The sequence below is a fragment of the Streptomonospora halophila genome (genome assembly GCF_039542725.1).
In the GTDB taxonomy this organism is placed as follows: Bacteria; Actinomycetota; Actinomycetes; order Streptosporangiales; family Streptosporangiaceae; genus Streptomonospora; species Streptomonospora halophila.
Genome location: NZ_BAABIK010000016.1, coordinates 90,344 through 107,667, shown reverse-complemented (window position 1 = coordinate 107,667; position 17,324 = coordinate 90,344). Strand labels below are relative to the sequence as shown.

General features: G+C 74.5%; 17 protein-coding genes. 9 read left to right on the top strand and 8 right to left on the bottom strand.

What is annotated here, in order from left to right:
* Nucleotides 1-528 precede the first annotated feature (528 nt).
* Entirely contained in the window at nt 529-2,034 is a 1,506-nt protein-coding gene (locus ABEA15_RS15130; RefSeq protein ID WP_345557120.1) for a peroxidase family protein, read from the top strand.
* A 92-nt stretch (nt 2,035-2,126) separates the two neighbouring features.
* On the opposite strand, the gene ligD is transcribed toward ABEA15_RS15130, so the two are convergent.
* The 3 genes from ligD to ABEA15_RS15115 form a co-directional block, all read right to left on the bottom strand.
* A complete protein-coding gene (gene ligD / locus ABEA15_RS15125) occupies nt 2,127-3,074 on the bottom strand; it encodes a non-homologous end-joining DNA ligase (protein WP_345557119.1) in 948 nt (315 codons plus the stop codon).
* Nucleotides 3,071-3,766, bottom strand: a complete 696-nt coding sequence (locus tag ABEA15_RS15120; protein ID WP_345557118.1) for a DNA polymerase ligase N-terminal domain-containing protein — start codon at nt 3,764-3,766, stop codon at nt 3,071-3,073. The genes ligD and ABEA15_RS15120 overlap by 4 nt, the downstream gene beginning before the upstream one ends.
* Nucleotides 3,767-3,899: 133 nt before the next feature.
* A complete protein-coding gene (locus tag ABEA15_RS15115; protein WP_345557117.1) occupies nt 3,900-5,159 on the bottom strand; it encodes an endonuclease/exonuclease/phosphatase family protein in 1,260 nt (419 codons plus the stop codon).
* Nucleotides 5,160-5,418: 259 nt separating this feature from the next.
* Here ABEA15_RS15115 and ABEA15_RS15110 point away from each other — a divergent pair, with 259 nt between their 5' ends.
* Nucleotides 5,419-6,315 carry a PadR family transcriptional regulator gene (locus ABEA15_RS15110; RefSeq protein ID WP_345557116.1) on the top strand — a complete coding sequence of 299 codons (897 nt, stop codon included), beginning with the start codon at nt 5,419-5,421 and terminating at the stop codon, nt 6,313-6,315.
* Between the two features lie 599 nt (nt 6,316-6,914).
* Here ABEA15_RS15110 and ABEA15_RS15105 read toward each other — a convergent pair.
* Complete coding sequence (locus ABEA15_RS15105) at nt 6,915-7,370, bottom strand: DinB family protein (RefSeq protein WP_345557115.1); 456 nt, start codon at nt 7,368-7,370, stop codon at nt 6,915-6,917.
* A 216-nt stretch (nt 7,371-7,586) separates the two neighbouring features.
* Between ABEA15_RS15105 and ABEA15_RS15100 the strand changes: the two genes are divergently transcribed.
* Both ABEA15_RS15100 and ABEA15_RS15095 read left to right on the top strand, forming a co-directional pair.
* Complete coding sequence (locus ABEA15_RS15100; RefSeq protein WP_345557114.1) at nt 7,587-8,216, top strand: hypothetical protein; 630 nt, start codon at nt 7,587-7,589, stop codon at nt 8,214-8,216.
* A 202-nt stretch (nt 8,217-8,418) separates the two neighbouring features.
* The gene (locus tag ABEA15_RS15095) at nt 8,419-9,333 is read left to right on the top strand and encodes an NADP-dependent oxidoreductase (protein WP_345557113.1); all 915 of its coding nucleotides are present in this window, start codon (nt 8,419-8,421) and stop codon (nt 9,331-9,333) included.
* A 373-nt stretch (nt 9,334-9,706) separates the two neighbouring features.
* Here ABEA15_RS15095 and ABEA15_RS15090 read toward each other — a convergent pair whose 3' ends face one another.
* The 4 genes from ABEA15_RS15090 to ABEA15_RS15075 all read right to left on the bottom strand — a co-directional run bounded on the left by ABEA15_RS15090 (nt 9,707) and on the right by ABEA15_RS15075 (nt 13,042).
* Nucleotides 9,707-10,843 carry a TIGR04222 domain-containing membrane protein gene (locus ABEA15_RS15090; protein ID WP_344145859.1) on the bottom strand — a complete coding sequence of 379 codons (1,137 nt, stop codon included), beginning with the start codon at nt 10,841-10,843 and terminating at the stop codon, nt 9,707-9,709.
* Between the two features lie 283 nt (nt 10,844-11,126).
* Nucleotides 11,127-11,615 carry a Cys-tRNA(Pro) deacylase gene (gene ybaK, locus ABEA15_RS15085; RefSeq protein WP_344145856.1) on the bottom strand — a complete coding sequence of 163 codons (489 nt, stop codon included), beginning with the start codon at nt 11,613-11,615 and terminating at the stop codon, nt 11,127-11,129.
* A 98-nt stretch (nt 11,616-11,713) separates the two neighbouring features.
* On the bottom strand, nt 11,714-12,391 hold the full coding sequence (locus ABEA15_RS15080) for an LON peptidase substrate-binding domain-containing protein (protein WP_345557112.1): 678 nt from the start codon (nt 12,389-12,391) through the stop codon (nt 11,714-11,716).
* A 90-nt stretch (nt 12,392-12,481) separates the two neighbouring features.
* Nucleotides 12,482-13,042 (bottom strand): ferritin, encoded by a 561-nt coding sequence (locus ABEA15_RS15075; protein ID WP_344145850.1) that lies wholly within the window; start codon nt 13,040-13,042, stop codon nt 12,482-12,484.
* 234 nt (nt 13,043-13,276) lie between these two features.
* On the opposite strand from ABEA15_RS15075, the gene hisD reads away from it, so the two are divergent.
* The 5 genes from hisD to hisH all read left to right on the top strand — a co-directional run bounded on the left by hisD (nt 13,277) and on the right by hisH (nt 17,257).
* Complete coding sequence (gene hisD / locus ABEA15_RS15070) at nt 13,277-14,587, top strand: histidinol dehydrogenase (RefSeq protein WP_345557111.1); 1,311 nt, start codon at nt 13,277-13,279, stop codon at nt 14,585-14,587.
* Between the two features lie 38 nt (nt 14,588-14,625).
* On the top strand, nt 14,626-15,705 hold the full coding sequence (locus ABEA15_RS15065) for a histidinol-phosphate transaminase (RefSeq protein ID WP_345557140.1): 1,080 nt from the start codon (nt 14,626-14,628) through the stop codon (nt 15,703-15,705).
* A 100-nt stretch (nt 15,706-15,805) separates the two neighbouring features.
* Complete coding sequence (gene hisB, locus ABEA15_RS15060) at nt 15,806-16,399, top strand: imidazoleglycerol-phosphate dehydratase HisB (protein ID WP_345557110.1); 594 nt, start codon at nt 15,806-15,808, stop codon at nt 16,397-16,399.
* Nucleotides 16,399-16,563: a hypothetical protein gene (locus ABEA15_RS15055; protein WP_345557109.1), complete on the top strand. Its 165-nt coding sequence runs from the start codon at nt 16,399-16,401 to the stop codon at nt 16,561-16,563. Before hisB ends, ABEA15_RS15055 begins: the two co-directional genes overlap by 1 nt.
* 58 nt (nt 16,564-16,621) lie before the next feature.
* Nucleotides 16,622-17,257 (top strand): imidazole glycerol phosphate synthase subunit HisH, encoded by a 636-nt coding sequence (gene hisH, locus ABEA15_RS15050; protein WP_344145842.1) that lies wholly within the window; start codon nt 16,622-16,624, stop codon nt 17,255-17,257.
* The last annotated feature ends 67 nt before the right edge of the window (nt 17,258-17,324 follow it).

Here is a 17,324-nt window from a genome sequence, read left to right as displayed (position 1 = left end):
GCCGAGGGTGTGCACAGAGCGGTGAATGTGTGCATCCGAAATGTGGATTCCGGATGGACCGTAATCAGCGCCTGTGCGTGCTGCCCGGGTTACCCGACGTTTAACCGGCGCGGTTGCGTTTGCCGCGGTCTTGCCCCGCACTGGCACGGACGGTCGGCCGCCGGCGAACGGTCATCCGTCCCGCGAGGCGCGCACCACCGCCGGCGTCGCACGACGCGCGATCCGGCCGCGCCTCCCGCTGCATACTCCATTCCATCCGATGAAAGTCCCCGCCACCGACTCGGAAAGCGGTGGAAGGTTCCACCGCGCGAACCAACTGTCCGTAGTCGGCCACCCGCATTGCCGCAGCGTCCCAAGCGACCGATCGTGCGGTTGAGAGAACGCTGCGCGAAGGCCGCCCGACGCTCCGGACGCCCTTGGCACACCGTCGCCGGAGCCGTTTCCGCGGCTCCCGGCCCGGTCGGCGGCCGCCCGTCCTCGCGCCGCAGCAGTCCGCATCATCGAGCGCCAGGAGAAGAGGACGCCGTCATGAAGTCGACCGCCGAAACGTCAGTCCAGCCCGAGCCGGACACCGACTCCGGAGCCGAGCCGCGCCGGTCCGCGCCCCGGTCGGCCCGCAGCGGCCACGGCCTCGCCCCGCGCGGGCTCGGCCACGTGCCCGAGTCGCCGATGTTCGAGGGCAGGTTCGGGCGGATGTTCCGCCGCCTGCCCGCGCTCCGGCTTACCGAGGACGAGATCAAGGCGCTGGCCGGGCGCATGGTGGAACGCAGCCCCGGCGACCCGGGGATGGACAACCCGGACGTGCCCTCGGGCTACACGTTCCTCGGCCAGTTCATCGACCACGACATCACCCACGACCCGTCACCGCTGCAGGTGCGCCGCAACGATCCCGACGCGCTGACCAACTTCCGCTCGCCGTTCTTCGACCTGGACTCGGTCTACGGGCGCGGCCCCGGCGACCAGCCCTACCTCTACGACGACGACAACGCCGGCCGCTTCCTGGTCGCCCGCCGCGACGGCCTGCTCGACCTGCAGCGCAACGCGCAGGAGACGGCGATCATCCCCGATCCGCGCAACGACGAGAACCTCTTCGTCACCCATCTGCAGCTGACCATGCAGCTGTTCCACAACAAGGTCGTGGAGCGGCTGCCCGAGCTGCGGGAGGACGGGCGGGCGCCCGAGGAGAGCTCCTTCGCCGCCGCCCAGCGCATCGTGCGCTGGCACTACCAGTGGGTGGTGATCCACGACTTCCTGCGGCGCGTCGTCGGCGAGGAGACGTTCGCCGACGTGCTCCGGGCCCTGCCGCCGTCGGGGCCCCACCACGCGGTCGAGCGTGCCCACCTGCGCCACTACCGGTGGCGCAACAACCCGTTCATGCCCGTCGAGTTCTCCGTCGCGGCCTACCGCTTCGCGCACTCGATGGTCCGGGCGCGCTACAAGCTGAACACGACGGTGCCGGACCTGCCCATCTTCACCGCCGAACCCGTCTCCGAAAGCGACCCGCTGACCCACCTGGGCGGCTTCCGCGCGCTGCCGCCGAAGTGGCAGATCGAGTGGCGCCGGTCCTTCCCGCTGGGCACGGACGGCAGCGAGCCCGCGCCGTCGCGGGCCATCGACCCGTTCCTCGCGCCTCCGCTGATGGAGCTGCCGGAGGAGGCGGCCGAGGGCGTCGCGTCGCTGGCCCGGCGCAACCTCACGCGCGGTGTGAGCCTGGGACTGCCCTCGGGGCAGGCGGTGGCCTGCGCGATGGGAGTGCGGCCGCTGCCCGAGTCCGAGCTGGACACGCCCCGGCGCGGGGCGCCGCTGTGGTACTACATCCTGCGCGAGGCCGAACTGCTGGCCGACGGGCGGCACCTGGGCCCGGTGGGCGGCCGGATCGTCGCCGAGGTGTTCCTCGGGCTGCTGGCCGCCGACCCGTCCTCCTATCTCAGCAACGACCCCGGATGGCGGCCGGCGCTGGGCGGAGGCGAGGACGGCGTCTTCACCATGTCCGACCTGATCCGCTTCACCGGGTTCGGACTCGACGAGGTGTGATCGTCCGCCGGCGCCGAGGCGCCCCGGCGGCGGCGCGGCCGCCGCCGGGGACCGCCGTTCGCGCCTTCCGGGAACCGCGCAGGGGGCGGCGCTCACCGCGAGCGCCGCTCCAGCTTCGCCAGCCGCTCGACCGCCTTGCGCGGCGACCGGGCGTGCCGCGCCATCCCGTGCCAGGCGTCGCCGCCGGCCGCGTGTGCCCGCTCCAGCCGCTCGCCCAGCGTGCGCACCGTCCAGTTCCGCGCGGAGGCGATACCCTCCAGTTCCTCCCATTCCAGCGGCACGGCCACCGGGGCCTCGGGCAGCGCGCGCACGGCGTAGGGCGCCACCGCGTGCTGGGCGTAGGCGTTGCGCAGCACGTCCAGGAACAGCCGGCCGCGGCGCTTGTCCTTGCGGAACTCGGTCGTGTAGGCGTCGGGGCGCCGCGCGGCGACCGCGTCGGCCAGGCGGCGGGCGAACTTGCGCACCTCGTCGAAGTGCAGCTCGGGGCGCAGCGGCGCGACCACGTGCAGCCCGCGCGAGCCCGTGGTCATCACGAACACGGCGAGCCCGGCCTCCTCCAGTCCCGCGCGGACGTCGGCGGCCGCCTCGCGCACCAGGGCGAAGTCGTCGCCGGCCGGGTCGAGGTCGACGATGACGCGGTCGGGGTGCTCCAGCGCTCCGGTGCGGCTCAGCCACGGGTGCGGGGTGATCACCGCCTGGTCGGCGAGCCACAGCAGGCACGCCGTGTCGTCGCAGACCGCCATGGTGATGTCGCCGCCCTGCTCGCGGTGCACCTGGACGCCGCCGATCCAGTCGGGGGCGTGCGCGGGCAGCTGCTTCTGGAAGAACCCCGCGCCGCCGTCGGCGAAGATCCCGTCGGGGAAGCGGTGCAGCGCCAGGGGCCGGTCGCGCACATGCGGCAGCATCATCGGCGCGACGGCGCGGTAGTGCTCGGCCAGCTCGCGCTTGGTGACACCGCCTTCGCCGAACAGCTCCTTGTCCGGTCTGCCGATCTCGACCGGGCGCCGCCCCGGGCGCGGCCGCACCGCCGCGGTGCTCACCGCTCCTCCCCGCCGTCGCGCGGACGGCCCTTGAGGGTGCGGCCCTCCTCCTCGGCGACCTCGTCGATCACGCGGCCGCTCCGTACCGAGTGCGGCTGGGTGGAGACCGGGTCGCGCCGCGCGTCCGCACCAAAGTCGCGCTCCTTGACCAGCAGCCACGCCTCCGCCTCATCCTCGCCGGAGCGGAACCGGTTGAGCGCGAAGCGGCCGGTCAGCTTCTCGCCGTGCAGCTCGAAGGAGACGTGCCCGTGCTCCAGACCCTCGGCCATGCTCATCGGCTCCCCCTTCTTGGCGGTGGTGTTGGCGTAGATGCCGGTGTCCCACACGATCACGGTGCCGCCGCCGTAGTCTCCGGCGGGGATGGAGCCCTCGAACTCGGCGTAGTCGAGCGGGTGGTCCTCGGTGGGCACGGCCAGGCGCTTGTCGCGCGGGTCGGTCGAGGGGCCCTTGGGCACGGCCCAGGACTTGAGTACGCCGTCGACCTCCAGGCGCAGGTCGTAGTGCTCGCGCCGGGCGACGTGGCGCTGGATCACGAACAGCGGGCCTTCGCCGTCCCGCCGGCCCGAGCCGTCGCCCTCGGGTTCGGCGGTGCGGGCGAAGTCGCGCCGGCGCCGGTACTCCGACAGCGCCGGACCCAGCTGCGAGCCCGTCCCGGCGCCCTGCCTCTCCCCGGACTTCGCGGGCCGGTCCATGCCTCACCCCCGACGGCGGTAGCCGCGCGCCTTCGCCGGCGCGGCTACCCGCCCCGGGCACCGTTACACGCGGCGGGGGTCCTTCCGGGCGCGGCCGCCGGGCGGGAGGCTCGCTCCGCCCGGCGGCCGGTACTCAGCGGTGGCGGACGTCGAGCCAGACGAGGTGGTGGTCGGAGGCCTTCGCTGCGGCCTCGGCGCCGGGCCGGCCCGCGGCGGGCCAGAACACGCGGGTGTCGACCACCGGCAGCCCGCGGGAGGGCAGCACGTAGTCCACGCGCAGGTTGCCCGGCTGCGGCTCGCCGAAGTCGGCGGTGTCCAGGGCGGGGTCTCCGGTGTGCTGGGCGTTGGCGCCGCCCTGCTCCTCGGCGGCCTGCGGCGCGCCCTCGCTGGTGGGCCGCACGCGGCCGTCGACGCGGGACGACTCCAGCAGCTGGAGGGTGGCGCGGGGGTGGCCGTCGCCGTCCTCGGGGTCGGCGTTGAGGTCGCCGGCGATCACGAACCGCGCACCGGGGTGCAGGCCGCCGCGCCGCCCCTCGTCGTCGTAGATGTAGCCGCTGCGGCTCGGCGCGACGTAGTCGGCGAAGAACCGGTTCTCGTCGTGGTTGCGGGCGACGTTGCGCTTCTCCGGGCCGTCGAAGCTCGGCGGCGTGGGGTGGGAGGCGAGCAGGTGCACGGGCCGGCCGCGGCCCGGGCGCACGGGCACGTCCCAGTGGCTCTTGGAGGACAGCCGCAGCTTCTCGCGCTCCTGCTCGGAGTAGTAGTCCTCGCCCGTCTCGGGATCGGTGGGCAGCAGCGCGCCGGGCATGTCGGCCCAGCGGAAGGTCCGGAACGTGCGGACGGCGCCGCGGTCGATCGGGTAGCGCGAGTAGACCACCATTCCGTACTGGCCGGGGAACGCGCCGAAGCCGTAGGCGTCGTCGCCGTATCCGGGCGCGCCCGGCTCGGTCACCGTGCGACCGTCGTTGTTCAGGTCGAACCCGGAGGCCGCGCCGGTGTTGACGGGTGCGGTGTAGCGGTACCGGTAGCGGATGGGCGCGGCGCCGTTCTGGGGGCGCGCGAGGTAGTTGCGCTGGAAGAGCTCGGCGGCGCGGCCGTGCTCGTCGTAGTCGAACTCGTTGACCAGCAGCACGTCGGGGCGGGTGCGCTGGACGACCTCGGCGGCGGCCTGCGCCTGCTTGTCGCCGGGCTTCGACAGGTCCTCGACCAGACCGCCCTGTTCGGCCCTGTTCAGCGAGGCGTTGAACGTCGCGAAGCGCACGGTGCCGCCGCCGCGGCCGCCGCTGCCGGGGTCGCCGTGCCCGCCGCCGCGGTCGGCCTGGGCGGCGGGGGCGGCGGCCAGCGTGCAGGCCAGCGCAGCCGAGAGCGCGAGCAGGGTGGGACGGGTGCGGGGCATGGGGGGAATCCTTTCCGATCCGGTGCGTGCGGTAGGCGCCGAGCACCGAGTGCCCGGAGGTATCCCACCGTGCCACCGCCGGGCGTCACCGCGTGGATCACCGGATGAACAGTTCCGCGGCTCTTCCGCGGAGCGCCGGGGGGAGTGCGGAACACACCGTTGACGGAGCCGAGTTATAGATATATCGTAAACGTATCTCGATAGGGCGTAATCTATCGAGACACGTTTCAGGAGTATCGACAGCTACGGGGGTAGCACGATGACTGCGATGTCGATGCCGTGGTCGTGGGGACAGCGCGCCGGGATGCCCGGGCGCGAGGCCTACCGGCCCGGCGACGAAAGCGCCGACGACCGCGACGACGGGGCGGGAGCGCGCCGGGCCGACGGCTGGTGCGGTCCGCGCGGCTTCCACCACGGGAACGTCCGGTCGCTGCGCAGGATGGCGGCGTGGGCGCAGGGCCCGCGCCGCGGCTGGCCGGGCGGCCCGGTGCCGCCCGTTCCGCCCGGGCCTCCCGGGCCTCCCGGGCCGATGTGGGGCGGCGGTCCGTTCCCGCCCGGGCCCGGTGGCGGGCCTTTCGGCGGCGGGGGAGGGCGCCGGCGGCGCGGGGGTCCGCGGGCCCGCCGCGGCGACGTCCGCACCGGAATCCTGCTGCTGCTGGCGGAGGAGCCGCGCAGCGGCTACGAGATCATCCGCGAGGGCCGCGAGCGCAGCGGCAACGTCTGGCGTCCGAGCTCGGGATCGGTCTATCCGATGCTGCAGCAGCTGGAGGACGAGGGGCTGGTGCGCCCCGCCGAGGACGCCCACGGCCGGCGCCGCCCGTTCGAGCTGACCGACGAGGGACGCGCGTACGTCGAGCGCGACGCCGCCGACCTCATCCCGCCCTGGGAGGCCGTCTCGGAGGAGCACGAGGACGCCATGGCGCGGTACGCCGAGATCAGCTCGCTGGCCTACCAGTTGGCGGCCGCGGCCGCCCAGGTCGCCCAGGCCGGGACCGACGGCCAGGCCGAGCGCGCCAAGCGGCTGCTGTCGGAGACCAAGCGGGGCCTCTACCGCATCCTCGCCGAGGACGACGGCTCCGGCGGGGACGCGTCCGAGGACGACGGCGGCCCCGACGGCGAGGAGCCGTACCGGGACGGCCCCGGCCCCAGGGAGTAGGGCTGACCGACGGGTCCGTCCGTGGCGGGCGGCGCGCTCGGGTTCGCCCCGCGCTCCCCGGCGCGAAGCGCCGTTGTTCCGGCGCGGGGCGCTGGGACGGGGACCGGTGCCGCTCGGCCGGGGAAGGAGTCAACGCGTCTCCCCTGCCGACCGGCGGGAACGCGGTGGGAGTGGTGCCCGGGCGCCGCGCAGGACAGCGACCCGTCGACCATGTACGGGTGGGGCGGCTCTCCCGGCGGCGCTCGCCCCGCGCCGACGGGCCCCCGCCATGCGGGACGGCTGCGGGGGCGCCGTCCCGGCCGGGTGCGGGTCCGCGCCGCGCGTGAACAGAGCGCGGACCCGCGCCCGCAGCCGCGCGTGAGTGCCCGGGGCGAGCGGCGGGCGGGGTCGGCCGGACGGGGACCGGTCGCGGCCCGCCGGGGGCCGCATCGGCCGGGTCAGGGCCGGGGTGGTCGACCACGGCGGCGTGGTGATCGGTCGTGACGGGTACCGCCCGCCGTGCTGTCGCCGGTTCCGGCGGCACGCGCCCGCCGGGCGGACACGACTGTGGCGGGGCTTGTGGACCACGCTCCTCTGAGGTCACGAGCGCCCGTCCACTGTCACTCCCCGGTGGTGCCGTCGGCCAGTTCGCGCAGGACGTCCAGATGGCCGTTGTGGCGTGCGGTCTCCTCGATCATGTGCACCAGCACCCAGCGCAGCGTCACCGTGCGTCCGTCGGACGCGCGCCCCGAGTCGTCCATCTCCAGCGCTTCGGCGATGCCGCGGGAGCGCTCGCACTGGTCGGCGTAGGCCGCCAGCAGCTCGGCCGGCGGCCGCTCGGCGCCCCGCCGCCACTCCCCGCCGGGGCCCTCGGCGGTATAGGGCCCACGGTCGGTGCGGCCCGTCAGGCACATCTCGAACCAGGCGTACTCCACCCAGCACAGGTGCGCGACGACGCCGCCCACCGACATCAGCGGAGAGGTCGGCAGCGGGGAGGCCGCCGCGAGGTCCCGGCGCAGACCCGCACATTTCTCCCATACGGTTGAGCGGTGCCAGTCCAGCCAGGCCGTGAGCATGGTGCGCTCGTCCGCCGATGTCGGCGCGTCCGTCCTGGGTACGGGCGGCGGGGGAATTCGGGCGGCTTCGGCCGTCGACGGGGGTTCTGGGGCATCAGCGGTCGGTGGCATGAGGGCCATTGTCGTTCCCCACCGGACCCGGCACGACCGGTTTTCCCACCGCGGAGACCGGAAAGTAGGCAAGAGACCCGACCGGACAAGGGGGTGCGGCGGCCGATGACCCGCCGGAGACTCACCGTGGGCGGTACCGTCCTGGGCTGTACGGCCGTGCTGGGGCTGCCGCTGGGCCTGCTGTGGTGGCTGCTGGCCCCGCGTCCGCGGGTCACCGTCGGGCGCGACGGCGGAATCCTGCCCTTTCCCCTCTCCGAGACCGCCTTCGCCGTCGACGGCTACTTCGCGCTCATCATGATGGGGGCCGGACTGGTGTGCGGCTACGCCGTCTACATCCTCCAGTACCGGCTGGCGGCGCGCGACGCGACCGACTTGCGCATGGCCTGCCTGCTGGGCATGGCGGCCGGATCCCTGCTGGGGTCCCTCGCCGCGTGGCAGACGGGCACCCTCATCGACGCCGCGGAGTTCCAGCGGGCGGTGGAGTCCGCGAGCCCGGGCGCCGTGATCCGCTCCGGGCTGCGGCTGGACGCGCTCAGCGCCCTGATGGCCTGGCCGTTCGTGGCGGTGCTGCAGTACGCGCTCTTCGACGCGGTGAGCCTGTGGCGCGGCGACCTTCCCGCGCAGCGCCACCTCGCCGAGGACGGTGCGGACGCGTCCGCGGCGGACCCGCCCGCGGCGGTGCACTCGCGGCACGCCGCGCCCGAGGGCGGCGACCAGGCGCGCGGGTCCGGCTGAGCGGACCGCGCGGCGCCGAATCGCGGACGCTCCGGCGGCCGCGGCGGCGCGCCGCCGGGCCCGCCCCGCACCGGCGCTCACCCCGTGTCCGCGGCGGCGCCCACGCCCCGGACCGGATTTGCCCCTGACGCCCATGGCAGGTCCTAGCGTGGCCGACGCCGGCGATCGCCGGGCATTCCCAGCACTCCGCAAAGGAGACGTCATGCGTGCAGTTCGCTTCCACGAGTACGGCGGTGTGGAGACCCTCGTGGTCGAGCAGGTACCGCAACCGCACCCCGGCCCCGGCGAAATCCGCATCCGTGTCGCGGCCGCCGGCGTCAACCCCGTCGACTGGAAGCTGCGGACCGGTGCCGCGCGCGACTGGCTGCCCCTGGACCTGCCTGCGATCCCCGGCCGTGACGCCGCCGGCGTCGTCGACGAGATCGGTGACGGGGTGCAGGGGGTGGAGATCGGCGACCGCGTCTTCGGCCTGGGCGGTGTCACCGGCGCGACCGCGGAGTTCGCCGTGCTCTCGGCATGGGCCCCCGCACCCGGCACGTGGAGCGACGAGCAGTCCGCCGGCGCCGGCTTGGCGGCAGTGACGGCGATGGGCGGGCTGAAGGCGCTCGGCCCGCTGCAGGGGCGCACCCTGCTCATCGAGGGCGCCGCGGGAGGCGTGGGCAGCGCGGCCGTCGAGTTCGCACTCGCCCACGGCGCCACCGTCATCGGGACGGCCAGCGAGCGCACCCACGCGTTCCTCGCCTCGCTCGGCGCGCTCCCCACCACCTATGGCGCCGGGCTCGCCGGGCGCGTGGCCGCCCTCGCTCCCGGCGGTGTCGACGTCGCGCTCGACACCGCCGCCTCCGGGTCCCTGCCCGACCTCGTCGCGATCGTCGGCGACGCCTCGCGCGTGTCGACGATCGCCGACCACGCCAACGCGGCGCGGCTGGGAGCGCACATCGTCGACGCGGAGAACGACCCTGCGCTGTTGACCGAAGCGGCGGAGCTGGGCCGGAGAGGCCGCTACACACCGCGCATCGAGCGCGTCTTCGCCCTCGACCGGATCGGAGAGGCGCACGCGCTCTCCCAGCGCGGACGCACGCGAGGAAAGATCGTCATCGTCGTCCACGGCGACTGATCACCGCCGGCGCGCCTTCCCGTCCCGGCGCGCCGCCCGGCCCGAGGACCGTCGCCGACCGTGACCGGGTAGTCGGGACCCGGCAGAAGCCGTATCCCGCCTGCCCGGCCGGCTCGGAGCGTTCGACGGTCCCGCGCGAGGCGGCGCTGGGCAGCGGGGCGGAGCCGTAGCCGAGCAGGGCCCGGGCGATGGCCGGGCACAGCAGGTCGGGCCGGAGAGGCGGGGCGGGGTGCCGATCCCGCGGTCGGGCACGACGTGGTTGAGCAGCAAGACGCGGAGTGCGGTCGGAAGGGTGTCCGGGTCTCGTTCCATCAAGACTCTGCGGCACCCCTTCGCCATGTCCGCGACCTGAGCGGACTTCGGACTCGCTCGCCTACGCGGCCGCCTCCGGTCCGCGTCCTGTGCGGCGCCTGGCCGCCGGGGGAGCGGCGCCCTCGCCGCCCCAGTCGCCGGGGCCGCCGTCACCGCCGAAGTTGCCGCCGAGCCCGTGGTTGGGGCGGCCCACCCCGCTGCCGCACGCCGACGCGAACGAGCACACCGCCGCGAACTCCGCGCACTCCGGCGTCGGGCCGTCGCGCAGGCGTGCGCGCCGTCCGCGCCGCAGCGCGCGGAACCCGAGGAGGGCGGTGGACCGCAGCGCCGCCTGGGTGGAGTCGTCCCCTTCGGGCAGTGCGTGGGCCTCGGCCAGCAGGGCGTCTCCGGCGGCGGTGCGCGGGCCCAGCTTGTTGCCGGTAAGCCGGTAGAGGAAGTGCAGCAGCAACCAGCCCGCCAGCAGCGCCAGCAGGGCCGCCGGACCGCGCGGTTCGGGCACGACGGGGATCGAGGCGGCGGCGACCGCGGCCGACACGGCGACGGCGCCCGGCATCCCGCCCAGGAGCCGCCCGCTGACGTAGACCAGCGACGGGTAGGTGATCAGCACCCCGGCGAACACCAGCGGGACCGCGTCGATCCGCTCGCCCTCGGGGATCATGGCCCACAGCACCGCGCCGCCGCCGGCGAACACGCCCAGGGCGCCGACGAGCATGTGCAGTCCCCAGGCGGCGGTGCGCAGCAGTGCGACCCGCGCCAGCCGGTCGGGCGAGAGGAACAGGCCCAGCCGGCGCAGCCGCCACAGCACGGCCGTGGCCGGGTCGGCCCGGGCCGCCAGCCGCACCAGCTGGTCGGCCGCCAGGGAGCGGGAGGACTCCAGCCGCGCGTCGAGCAGGCGCGTGAAGGGGGCCGAGGAGAGCCCCTCGGGCCGCTGCTCGGCATGCTGGGGCCGGGCGACCAGCCCGTGGCCGCGGGCGACCGCTCGGCCGCTCAAATACAGCTCGGCCAGCGCGACCTCGCCCATACGCTGGCGGCCGCCGGCGAGCATGGCCAGTTCGAAGCAGTCGAGGTCCTCGGTGCCCACGGGCGGGCGCTGCGGCCCGCGGCGGCGGATGCGCGCGTACGCCAGCCTGGTGACGATGTAGCAGGCGGCGACTGCCAGGTAGCCCAGCGTCGTGGTCCACACGATCCCGGCGACCATCGCGCCTCCTTCACGCGCCCCGCTGTATTCACCTCGGTGAGACAACCGTAAGTCGGAAGGGGCACCGAGGAAAGAGGCCGCATGGCCCCGCTCGCACGCGGATCCGCTCCCGCACGGGGCCGATGGCGCGCGAAGGGCCGGCGCAGCGGGCCGGTGCCCGGGGGGCGGCGCCCGGGGTGGAACCGCGCCACTTCCCCCGGCCCGTGCGGCGCGGCGGAGCGCAGCACGCTCGGCGGGGCGCGCTCACGGGGACTGCGGTGCCGACCGGGGCGGGCGCCGGGGGTCAGTGCGCCGCTATGGGGGCGGACGTCGCTTCGGCGGTGCGCACCAGGTCGGCGGGGGCCAGCTCCATCTGCAGGCCGCGGCGGCCCGCCGAGACGAACACGGTGCCGTGGTCGGCGGCCGAGGAGTCGACGACGGTGCGCAGCCGCCTGCGCTGGCCCAGAGGGCTGATCCCGCCGACCACGTAGCCGGTGGCGCGCTCGGCGTCGGCCGCCTGGGCCATGGTCGCGCGCTTGCCGCCCGCGGCGGCCGCCAGCGCCTTGAGGTCCAGACCGCCCGAGACCGGCACCACTCCCACCGTCAGGCGCCCGTCGACCTCGGCCACCAGCGTCTTGAACACGCGGTCGGGACTGACGCCGAGGGCGCGGGCCGCATCCTGGCCGTAGGCGGATCCCGGACCGTCGCCGCCGGCGGCGACGTAGGGGTGCAGCCGGTAGTCGATGCCGGCGCGGCGCGCCGCGGCCGTCGCCGGAGTCTGCTTGGCGCCCACGGCGGCCTCCGCTCTGTCGTGGGCGGCGGTGCCGGCCGCCGCCCGGGTGGGTGCTGCCTCCGGTGCGTGCCGACCGGCCCGGCACACCCGTTCCGGTCTCAGTTCAGGCCGACCTCGGGTTGGGGGAGGTGCTCCGCAGGCAGGACGGGTAGGGAGGTCAGCACGCGGTTCTCCCGGCGCAGCAGGTCGGCGGCCAACTGCAGGCGCTGGGCCGCGTGGTCGGCCTCCAGCAGCCGCTGCTTGTCGCCCTGGTCGACCACCATGGCCGCGGCGACCGCATAGGACAGCGGCAGAGGGGCCGAAGGGAGGTCCCGGGGCGGTTCGGCGCCGACGCCGAGGCCGCGCAGGCGCCGGCAGTAGACGCTGAACAGGTGCCCGACCCGCTCGGCGTAGTCCTCGGCGCCCTCTCCGACCTCGTCGGGCAGGAAGGTGGTCTCGGCGCGCAGATACCCCTTGGGACCTGGGTCCTCGACGGAGGCGACGCGGAAGCGCGATCCGCCCTCGACCACCACGTCGAACGTGCCGTCGGCGTGCCGGCGGGCCGTGCGGACCTCGGCGGTGCAGCCCACGTGGGCGAGCTGGTGGGCCGAGGTCTCGCCCACCTCCTGGCCCAGTTCGATCCCCACGACGCCGAAGGTGCCCGATACGGCGTCGCCGGGATCGTCGAGCACGTCGCCCATGAGGCGGCGGTAGCGCTCCTCGAACACCCGCAGCGGCAGGGGCGCGCCCGGGAACAGCACGCTGTTCAGCGGAAAGAGCGGCAACCGGTGTGGCATTGCACAAGTATGCCCGACTGTGCAACGCCCACCCGCCGAGGGTCGGGCGCCGCACAGCAGGGCCGGGACGCGCGGTCGAGGCGGCCGGCCTCAGCTGACCGAGGGGCCCGCGGTGCCGGGTGCGCCGGCGGCGTCGCCGGTCGACGACAGCTCGCGGTTGACCCAGGTCTCGACGTCGAACATGTTGCCGTTGCCGCGGTCGACGACGTTCAGCAGGGTCGACATGGTCGAGACCTCCTCGACCTGCTCCTGCAGGAACCAGTTGAGGAACTGCTCGCCGGTGTAGTCGTGCTCGTCGCGGGCGGCCTTGGCGAGCTGCTTGATCTGCTCGGTCACCTGCTGCTCCTGGCGCAGCGCCAGAGCGACGAGTTCGCGCGGCCCCGTGAAGTCGGTCTCGATTCCGCCGACACCGGGAATGTCGGGGGAGACGCCGTTGTCGATCAGATACCGCACCATCATGGTGGCGTGGTCGCGCTCCTCCAGCGATTGCCGGTAGAAGACCCGGGCGAGGCCCGGAAGGTCGCGGTCGTCGAACCAGGCTGCCAGCGCGAAGTACTGGTGCGATGCGGTGAATTCGTGTCCTACCTGGTCGAGGAGGAGGCGGTGGAACTTTGAAAGGCCGTGCTCGGGCGTCCGTGTCATCGCGTTCATGCTTTAACGATAGCGCGCCGAAATTCGCTTGTCGATTTATATGGACGTTGTGCAGGACACTTAGGAAAACCTTGCTCAAGGCGATTTAGGTTAGGTGTTCCGAAGTTAGGCGGAGCTTAATACTCCGGCATTCGGTAAGGCTTTCCTCAATTCGGATCCGCGGGTCCGGGCGGCGGGCCCGGCCGGCACCCGAGCGGGGCCCGCCGGCGCCGCCGCGGCCCCTAGAATGAAGCCGTGATCTCCCGAATCGACCTCCGAGGAAGCGCCGGCGACCCGCGGGAGCTGCTCCCGCGCGCCGACACCGACGTCTCGGCCGCGATGGAACAGGTCCGGTCCGTCTGCGAGGACGTGCGCCTGCGCGGCACCGAGGCGCTCGTCGAGCTCACCGAGCGCTTCGACGGCGTACGGCTCACCGGCGTCCGCGTCACCCGCGCCGAGCTCGACTCCGCGCTGGCGGCGCTGGACCCCGGCGTCAGAGCCGCCCTGGAGGAGTCGATCGAGCGCACCCGGCGCGTCCACGCCGACCAGCGCCGCGCCGACACCACCACCAGCGTGGTGCCCGGAGGCACCGTCACCGAGCGCTGGGTGCCGGTGAACCGGGTGGGCCTCTACGTCCCGGGCGGCCGGGCCGCCTACCCCTCCAGCGTCGTGATGAACGTGGTGCCGGCCCAGGAGGCCGGCGTCGGCTCGCTGGCGGTCACCTCGCCGCCCCGGGCCGAGTTCGGCGGCCTGCCGCACCCCGTGGTCCTCGCCGCCTGCGCGCTGCTGGGCGTCGACGAGGTCTACGCCGTCGGGGGAGCCCAGGCCGTGGCGATGTTCGCCTACGGCGCCGGCGAGTGCGAGCGCGCCGACATGGTCACCGGCCCCGGCAACATCTGGGTGGCCGCCGCCAAGCGCCTGCTCAAGGGCGTCATCGGCATCGACGCCGAGGCCGGGCCCACCGAGATCGCCGTCCTGGCCGACGACACCGCCGACCCCGCCTACGTCGCCGCCGACCTCGTCAGCCAGGCCGAGCACGACGTGGTCGCCGCGTCCGTCCTGGTCACGCCCTCGGAGGAACTGGCAGGCAAGGTCGAGGCCGAGCTGGGCGCGCGCGTGGCCGCCACACGCCACAGCGACCGCGTCGCCGAGGCGCTGGGCGGACCGCAGTCGGGGATCGTGCTGGTCGAGGACATCGCTCACGGCCTGGCCGTCGTCGACGCCTACGCCGCCGAGCACCTGGAGGTCATGACCGCCGACTCCGCCGGCCACGCCGCCGCCGTGCGCAACGCCGGCGCCGTCTTCGTGGGCCACTACTCGCCGGTCTCCCTGGGCGACTACCTGGCGGGCTCCAACCACGTGCTGCCCACCGGCGGCAGCGCCGCGCACACCGCCGGTCTGAGCGTGCAGACCTTCCTGCGCGGGGTGCACGTCGTCGAGTACGGGCGCGAGGCGCTGGCCGCCTCCGCCGCGCATGTGTGTGCGCTGGCCGAGGCCGAAGACCTCCCGGCCCACGGCGAGGCGGTGGCCGTGCGCGTCGGCGCCGGGCAGGAGGCGCAGACGTGAGCGCCGCCGGCCCCCAGGGCGGCGGCGACCGGGATCGGATCGGCGTGGAGGACCTGCCGCTACGCGAGGACCTGCGCGGACGCAGCCCCTACGGCGCGCCGCAGCTGGACGTTCCCGTCGCGCTGAACACCAACGAGAACCCCTACGCCCCCTCGCCGGAGCTGGCGGCGGCACTGGCCCGCAACGTCGAGCAGACCGCCGCGGGGCTCAACCGCTACCCCGACCGCGATGCCACCCGCCTGCGCGCGGCCCTGGCCGACTACCTCGGCCACGGGCTCGACCCGGGCCGCGTCTGGGCCGCCAACGGGTCCAACGAGGTCCTGCAGCAGATCCTGCAGGCCTTCGGCGGCCCCGGACGCACCGCCCTGGGGTTCGAGCCCTCCTACTCGATGCACCCGGTCATCTCCCGGGTCACCTGCACCGACTGGGTCCCCGTCGACCGCACCGGCACCGACTTCGGCCTCGACGCCGGCGCCGCCGTCGACGCCGTGCACCGCCACCGGCCCGACGTGGTGTTCTTGACATCGCCGAACAACCCGACCGGCGCCTCGCTGCCGCTGGAGACCGTCGCCGCGGTGGCCGCGGCCGCCCCGGGCATGGTCGTCGTCGACGAGGCCTACGCCGAGTTCCGCCGCGAGGGCACGCCCAGCGCGCTGACGCTGCTCGCCGAGCACCCCCGGCTGATCGTCTCGCGCACCATGTCCAAGGCCTTCGCGCTGGCCGGTGCCCGCGTGGGCTACCTGGCCGCTCACCCCGCCGTCGTCGACGCGCTGCAGCTGGTGCGCCTGCCCTACCATCTCTCCGCGATCACCCAGGTGGTGGCCGCCACCGCCCTTGAGTTCGCCGACGAGCTGCTGGGCCAGGTCAAGCAGCTGCGACAGGAGCGCGACTCGCTGGTGGAGTGGCTGCGCGGGCACGGCTTCGCCGTGGCCGCATCCGACGCCAACTTCGTTCTCTTCGGCGACTTCGCCGACCGCTCCGCGGTGTGGCGGGGGATGCTGGAGCGCGGCGTGCTCGTACGCGAGGTCGGGCCGCCGCACACGCTGCGCGTCACCGTCGGCACCCCCGAGGAAATGTCGGCGTTCCGCACAGCGTTGCTCGAAGTGACCGCGAGGTGAGTGGGCGAGTGCGCGGTATTGGGCCCCCGCCCGCCGCGACCGGCCGTCCCACCCGCCGTCCCGCCCCGCCCGCCCAGATCCGCAGGAGAGACCGCAAGCCATGAGCCGCACCGGCCGCGTCGAGCGCGCAACCAAGGAGACCAAGGTCGCCGTCGGGATCGATCTGGACGGCAGCGGGGTCGCCGACGTCTCCACCGGCGTCGGCTTCTTCGACCACATGCTCGACCAGCTCGCCAAGCACGGCCTGTTCGACCTGACCGTGCGCACCGAGGGCGACCTGCACATCGACTCCCACCACACGATGGAGGACACCGCGCTGGCGCTGGGCGCCGCCTTCGGCCAGGCCCTCGGCGACAAGGCGGGCATCCGCCGCTTCGCCGACGCCAAGGTGCCACTCGACGAGGCGCTGGCCGAGGTCACCGTGGACGTCTCGGGGCGGCCCTACCTGGTGCACAGCGAGCCCGAGGGCATGGCGCCGGTGATCGGCCGCGACTACGACACCACGATGACCCGCCACATCCTGGAGTCGTTCGTGGCCCAGGCCCGCGTGGCCCTGCACGTCCACGTCCCCTACGGGCGCAACGCCCACCACATCGTCGAGTGCCAGTTCAAGGCGCTCGCGCGGGCGCTGCGCCAGGCCTGCGAGCCCGACCCCCGCGTCAGCGGCGTGCCCTCGACCAAGGGCGCGCTGTAGTGACCGAGGTGTGGGGCGTTCTGCTCATTGCGCTGGGCGGGCTGCTGGCCGGGGGAACGGTTCCGATGTGGAGGATCAACCGGGTCCTGGCGGTCGCGCTCGCGGTGTGCGCGCTGCTGGCGGTGGCGGCCGGGGTCCTGCGCATGGGCTACTTCGGCGGGTGAGGCCGGCGTCCGCCGCCGGGCCCCCGGCGACCGCGACCCGAGGAAAGGCGGGAGCAACGTGAGCAAGCGAGTCGTCATCCTGGACTACGGCTCGGGCAACCTGCGCTCGGCCCAGCGCGCAGTCGAACGCACCGGCGCCGAGGTCGCCGTCACCGGCGACCCGCACGCCGCCCTGGAGGCCGACGGCCTCGTCGTGCCCGGAGTCGGCGCCTTCGCCGCGTGCAGCGAGGGACTGCGCGCCGCCGGCGGCGACCGCGTCATCGGCAAGAGACTGGCCGGCGGCCGGCCGGTGCTGGGGATCTGCGTCGGCATGCAGGTGCTCTTCGACCGCGGCGTCGAGCACGGAGTGGCCAGCCGGGGCTGTGCCGAATGGCCCGGGACGGTGGAGCGGCTGCGGGCGCCCATCGTGCCGCACATGGGCTGGAACACCCTGCGGGCGCCCGAGGGAAGCCGGCTGTTCGACGGCCTCGGCGCCGACGAGCGCTTCTACTTCGTGCACTCCTACGGTGTGCTGGAGTGGACGCTGGAGCCGGCCTCCCCGCACATCGCGCCTCCCCTGGTGACCTGGAGCACCCACGGCACCCCCTTCGTGGCGGCCGTGGAGAACGGCCCGCTGGCGGCCACCCAGTTCCACCCCGAGAAGTCCGGCGACGCCGGCGCCCGGGTGCTGGCCAACTGGGTCGGCACGCTGTGACGGGGCTCCGCGGCGCCCGGACCGGCCCGCACCGCCCTTCGACCGCAACCCACGAGTAAGGCCACCC

What these genes read in the sequence shown, in the direction of transcription:
- ABEA15_RS15080 (WP_345557112.1), bottom strand. Translation starts at nt 12,391, where the DNA reads ATGCCACACCGGTTGCCGCTCTTTCCGCTGAACAGCGTGCTGTTCCCG.
- ABEA15_RS15110 (WP_345557116.1), top strand. Translation starts at nt 5,419, where the DNA reads ATGACTGCGATGTCGATGCCGTGGTCGTGGGGACAGCGCGCCGGGATG.
- ABEA15_RS15105 (WP_345557115.1), bottom strand. Translation starts at nt 7,370, where the DNA reads ATGCTCACGGCCTGGCTGGACTGGCACCGCTCAACCGTATGGGAGAAA.
- ABEA15_RS15115 (WP_345557117.1), bottom strand. Translation starts at nt 5,159, where the DNA reads ATGCCCCGCACCCGTCCCACCCTGCTCGCGCTCTCGGCTGCGCTGGCC.
- ABEA15_RS15090 (WP_344145859.1), bottom strand. Translation starts at nt 10,843, where the DNA reads ATGGTCGCCGGGATCGTGTGGACCACGACGCTGGGCTACCTGGCAGTC.
- ABEA15_RS15100 (WP_345557114.1), top strand. Translation starts at nt 7,587, where the DNA reads ATGACCCGCCGGAGACTCACCGTGGGCGGTACCGTCCTGGGCTGTACG.
- hisB (WP_345557110.1), top strand. Translation starts at nt 15,806, where the DNA reads ATGAGCCGCACCGGCCGCGTCGAGCGCGCAACCAAGGAGACCAAGGTC.
- ABEA15_RS15075 (WP_344145850.1), bottom strand. Translation starts at nt 13,042, where the DNA reads ATGAACGCGATGACACGGACGCCCGAGCACGGCCTTTCAAAGTTCCAC.
- ABEA15_RS15120 (WP_345557118.1), bottom strand. Translation starts at nt 3,766, where the DNA reads ATGGACCGGCCCGCGAAGTCCGGGGAGAGGCAGGGCGCCGGGACGGGC.
- ABEA15_RS15095 (WP_345557113.1), top strand. Translation starts at nt 8,419, where the DNA reads ATGCGTGCAGTTCGCTTCCACGAGTACGGCGGTGTGGAGACCCTCGTG.
- ABEA15_RS15130 (WP_345557120.1), top strand. Translation starts at nt 529, where the DNA reads ATGAAGTCGACCGCCGAAACGTCAGTCCAGCCCGAGCCGGACACCGAC.